Raw genomic sequence first — 4286 nt, 5'->3', positions numbered from 1 at the left:
CTGCAATGTAATTGCAGAATGCGAGACGGTTGAATTAGCTCATTTCATCGCCAACGCCCCCGAATGGCTCCGCTATCTCCTAACCCTTGTAGAACAGCAGCAGGGGGAGATAGAGAGGCTAATAAACGAACGCGATTATTGGCAGGGTTACGGCGAAGAAAGTATTCGAATTGAAGAGCAACTTCGCGATCAACTCCAAAAGGAACAGAAAGAGAACGAACGGCTGCGGGGAGAACTGGAACAGGTAGTTGAGAGCGTGAAATGTGCTCATTTGTCGCTGACATGGTGTAACACCGGGGTATCCAACTTTCAGGGTGAAACCGCCAATGAACGATAGATCAACAATGCAAAACTTTCTTGAACATTCGAGGTGATGAATGTGTTCGAAAAATACATCGGCTACGAATGGTCAATGTATCTTACTTTTTATTTTCTTGGCATAGCTACAGCGATTTTCGGAGTCATTATCTGTCTAATTGTGGATGCCAATAGAAAAAGACATGAACAATCGAGGTGAAAATATTTGCTCAAATTAAACAACATCTATCAAATGGACTGTGTTGAGGGGATGCGAATGCTACATGAAAACAGCATCGACTTAACTGTTACATCGCCTCCATACGATAGCTTGCGGACGTATCACGGATACACATTCAACTTTGAAGACACAGCGAAGGAACTGTACCGAGTTACGAAAGAAGGTGGCGTTGTAGTCTGGATTGTAGCCGACGAAACCGTCAATGGCGATGAAACGGGAACCTCATTCAAGCAAGCGTTATTCTTCAAGGAATGCGGATTTAAGCTTGCTGACACGATGATTTATTACAAGACAGACCTTGCTTTTCCGCGATACGGACATAGAAAGTACCCGTCTGCTTTTGAGTATATGTTCGTATTCAGTAAAGGCAGGAGGATTGAAACATTTAACCTCATACGGGATCGCCCAAATAAGCTTGCTGGACAGATTATGAGCGGAACGGTACGGCAGGCTGACGGAACCGTCAAGCCGAGCAGGGCCAACGGTAAAGCCGTAGCGGAGTTTGGCGCACGTTCAAACGTATGGGGCTACTCTACGGGAAAAGGGAAGTCATCCAGTGATGAGGTTGCCTTTAGGCATCCTGCGATCTTTCCAGAAGCACTCGTACAAGATCACATATTGTCATGGTCGAACGAAGGTCATATTGTACTCGATCCGTTCATGGGTTCGGGGACAACTGCTAAGATGGCGATGCTAAACAACCGTAACTACATCGGCTTCGAGGTTTCGAAGGAATACGTAGAGATAGCAAAGCTTCGACTGGCTTCAGGGATATAGAACGTAATTCATCACCCTAAAAGTTCACCAGTAGCCTTTAAGGTTGTATAATATACGTTATTAGACAACTTTCGAGGTGAAAATGATGCTGAATCTGCCAGAGTTCAAAGTAATTTCCAAGGAACAAAACGAACATTTTTACAAATTTACAGTCGAGAAAGAGGAAAAACCGTTTATTTGTCCACAATGTAGTTGGCTTATACCAGAACTATCATTCTTTGAAGATGATGTGAAAATGGAGTTTAAGCCGCATCAAGTGAAGGAACGCATCGTTTCGGATATTTCGATGCATGGCAAAGCTGTAAAGCTACTGATACGCCACAGACGGTTCAGATGCCCTTCATGTGATGGGACGTTTTACGAGGTTCTCGAAAGCGTGGATCGCGGCGGCAAAGTCACCAAGCGGCTTGTAGAGCATATCACGAAGCTGGCGTTAAAAAAGCCATTCACCCATATCGCTGATGAATATGGCATCTCGCACACCAGCGTCAGACGGTATTTCGAGGAGTATGTCGCGGAACAGGAATCGCAACGTATTCTGATTGCTCCCAAGGTATTGGGAATCGACGAAGCCCATCTAAACAAGGTGATGCGCGGTGTATTTACTGACAACGAGAACAATATGATCCTTGAGATTACCGCCGACAACTTGAAGCGTACCGTCAAGCAAACCATTCAGCGCATGGAAGGCTGGCAGAACATCGAAGTCGCAACCATTGATATGTGGAGCGGATACAAATATGCCGTTAACGAATTAGTTCCAAATGCGTTTGTGGTCATTGATAAGTTCCATGTCATCAAGTACGCAAACCAGGCATTAGACCAAATACGCATTGCCATTAAGAAAGGGCTGGGTAAGCAAGAGCAGCACTTGCTCACGCGCGATCGTTATGTGCTGCTGAAGAACAAAGAGGATTTGAAACCACAGGATGTTCAGAAGCGCGATATGTGGTTCGGACATTTCCCGATGCTTGCTAAAGCCTACTGGCTCAAAGAGGATATGCGAGACATCTACAACCTCTCCAAGGACCGTTACGAGGCGTTCCAGCGGTTCTATGCATGGGAGAGTAGCATACCGAACGACTTCAAGCAGTTTAAGGACATCCAGAAGACGTTCAATAATTTCAAGCAAGAGATATTCAACTACTTCTTACAGCCATTCACAAACGCCTACACCGAGAGCGTTAATAACATCATTAAGTCGGTGGAAAAGGCAGGAAAGGGGTATTCATACGACGTGCTGAGAGCAAAGGTTTTATATGGCACAAGGGCCACGGTCAAGAAACCAAAGTTCCAGAAGGATATGGAGTTCCAACGATTCGACAACGTTCTTTACAACATGGACGGGTCGTTGAAACCGATCTACATCGACGGCGATGCACCTGAATTAGTAACCGTTGGGACGGATTTGACCACACTTTCTGAAATTTTGGAGAGAGGTGAATTTTAGTGGATAATCCCACTATTTTCACCTCGAAAGTTCAATGCCCTAACACCGAGTATCAAGTTCCACACGCTGTCTGGCATTTAGACTCCATCCTATCCCGTTATACAGAGAAAGGAGATAGCCCGGATGATCAAATTCGAGATTAAGTGTACGTGCGGAGAGATTCATCCGGGACTGCTCTTCAAAGATTCCACCCATGACTCAATACATTGTCGGTGCGGTCTGATGTGGACGATCCCAAAGCCGGACAAAGAAGCAAACGTTACTCTGTCAATCGAGGACGTGAAGCCAGAAAGACAGTACGGAACAGGTGAGGGCGAAGTACATGTTCTCCCTGGTTACAAGGTGCTCACAATTACATTTCCCTCTTAAATCAAAAGGACTAAGGGATATATCATCGGCCGCCGCTAACGCTGAGTATTTCGGTCGGATCGTAGGCGGCGAGCCGCAAAGGAGAAGAGACATGATCATTTACAAACTGCAGGAATCCGGATCGAGGTCAATGGGCTTCCCGACGTTGGAAAAATACTTTCAACATCAGAAAGACGCTCTGATTGCATTCGATGCCAAGATCAAGGAATACCGAAAGAGCAAGGAACTTGCAAAGAAGAAAGACCTAGACGGAGGGAAGCCCATAAAAATCTTTGAGAATCCCGAGTCTTTCCAAACGAAGGTATTGAAAGAGGCATGGATCAGCGTGTGGGACTGTTGCCGAACTGATTGCGGAGAGGAATGGGACATTGAATCTGTGCATCTTGAGATCATCGAGATCGAAGTTGCTTAGAACGGACGCAGGCCATCGCCCCGACCGAATCCGCTTAGCGACAGCGGTAGCCGTAGGGCATTAAAAGCAAGTCGGTCGCCTGGGTAAAACCGCATAACAGATAGGGTTGCGAGCATTTAAAAGCCAAAGTGCTCGCCATCCATCTCCAGGGGGAGGTAATAGAAGGATGAAGTACGACAAAGAAGCAATCTATGACGCAGAGATCGCTCCTCTTATGGCTCAGATCATCGCTATCTGCAAGCGTGAGGAACTTCCGTTCGCCGCTCAATTTTACCTGAAGGAAGAACGCGAAGATACGGGAGAGCCAATGTACTGCACAACGGTAATTCGACCGGCTGGAGAGAGTGAAGGACTCGATCAGATTTCATTCCTTAATGAATCGATGTACTACGGAAGAGGCGGTAAACCATTCGTCGCCGCTTATACAATTCGTTCCGAGGGAGGTCAATAGAATGAACACCAACGATCAGCCTGGTCATGAACTTAACATACTTGTAGCCGAGAAAGTATTCGGATACAAGGTATACAGAGGCGTTATCGGACGAAACACCGAACGGCAAGACGGAAAACTCATTTACCTCGATGATTACTCCACCACATGGGAAGGAATGCGTCTAGTAGTAGAGGAGATAGAGCGCCGAAGCTTCGAATGGGCGATACAAGGCAAGAGAGCAACTGTTTGGAATGACGACGAGGGAATTGACGAAGATGTAAAGGGAGAATCGTCTCCACATGCGTTA

General features: G+C 46.2%; 7 protein-coding genes. All 7 read left to right on the top strand.

Going from position 1 to position 4286, the window contains the following annotated elements:
* The coding region (locus tag ELR57_RS27995) for a hypothetical protein (protein ID WP_158630201.1) at positions 1-337 on the top strand (337 nt) is incomplete at its 5' end.
* Positions 338-523: 186 nt separating this feature from the next.
* Positions 524-1315: a DNA-methyltransferase gene (locus tag ELR57_RS27635; RefSeq protein WP_126963073.1), complete on the top strand. Its 792-nt coding sequence runs from the start codon at positions 524-526 to the stop codon at positions 1313-1315.
* Positions 1316-1397: 82 nt separating this feature from the next.
* Complete coding sequence (locus ELR57_RS27630) at positions 1398-2765, top strand: ISL3 family transposase (RefSeq protein ID WP_126963072.1); 1368 nt, start codon at positions 1398-1400, stop codon at positions 2763-2765.
* A gap of 123 nt (positions 2766-2888) precedes the next feature.
* Positions 2889-3134 carry a hypothetical protein gene (locus ELR57_RS27625; RefSeq protein ID WP_126963071.1) on the top strand — a complete coding sequence of 82 codons (246 nt, stop codon included), beginning with the start codon at positions 2889-2891 and terminating at the stop codon, positions 3132-3134.
* Positions 3135-3225: 91 nt separating this feature from the next.
* On the top strand, positions 3226-3546 hold the full coding sequence (locus ELR57_RS27620; protein WP_126963070.1) for a hypothetical protein: 321 nt from the start codon (positions 3226-3228) through the stop codon (positions 3544-3546).
* Positions 3547-3712: 166 nt separating this feature from the next.
* A complete protein-coding gene (locus ELR57_RS27615) occupies positions 3713-3997 on the top strand; it encodes a hypothetical protein (protein ID WP_126963069.1) in 285 nt (94 codons plus the stop codon).
* Between the two features lies 1 nt (position 3998).
* On the top strand, positions 3999-4286 hold a 288-nt coding region (locus ELR57_RS27610), incomplete at its 3' end, for a hypothetical protein (protein ID WP_148125572.1).

This window comes from Cohnella sp. AR92, assembly GCF_003990975.1.
In the GTDB taxonomy this organism is placed as follows: Bacteria; Bacillota; Bacilli; order Paenibacillales; family Paenibacillaceae; genus Cohnella.
This window is presented reverse-complemented; position numbering and strand designations above follow the sequence as displayed.

What these genes read in the sequence shown, in the direction of transcription:
- ELR57_RS27625 (WP_126963071.1), top strand. Translation starts at nt 2,889, where the DNA reads ATGATCAAATTCGAGATTAAGTGTACGTGCGGAGAGATTCATCCGGGA.
- ELR57_RS27615 (WP_126963069.1), top strand. Translation starts at nt 3,713, where the DNA reads ATGAAGTACGACAAAGAAGCAATCTATGACGCAGAGATCGCTCCTCTT.
- ELR57_RS27630 (WP_126963072.1), top strand. Translation starts at nt 1,398, where the DNA reads ATGATGCTGAATCTGCCAGAGTTCAAAGTAATTTCCAAGGAACAAAAC.
- ELR57_RS27620 (WP_126963070.1), top strand. Translation starts at nt 3,226, where the DNA reads ATGATCATTTACAAACTGCAGGAATCCGGATCGAGGTCAATGGGCTTC.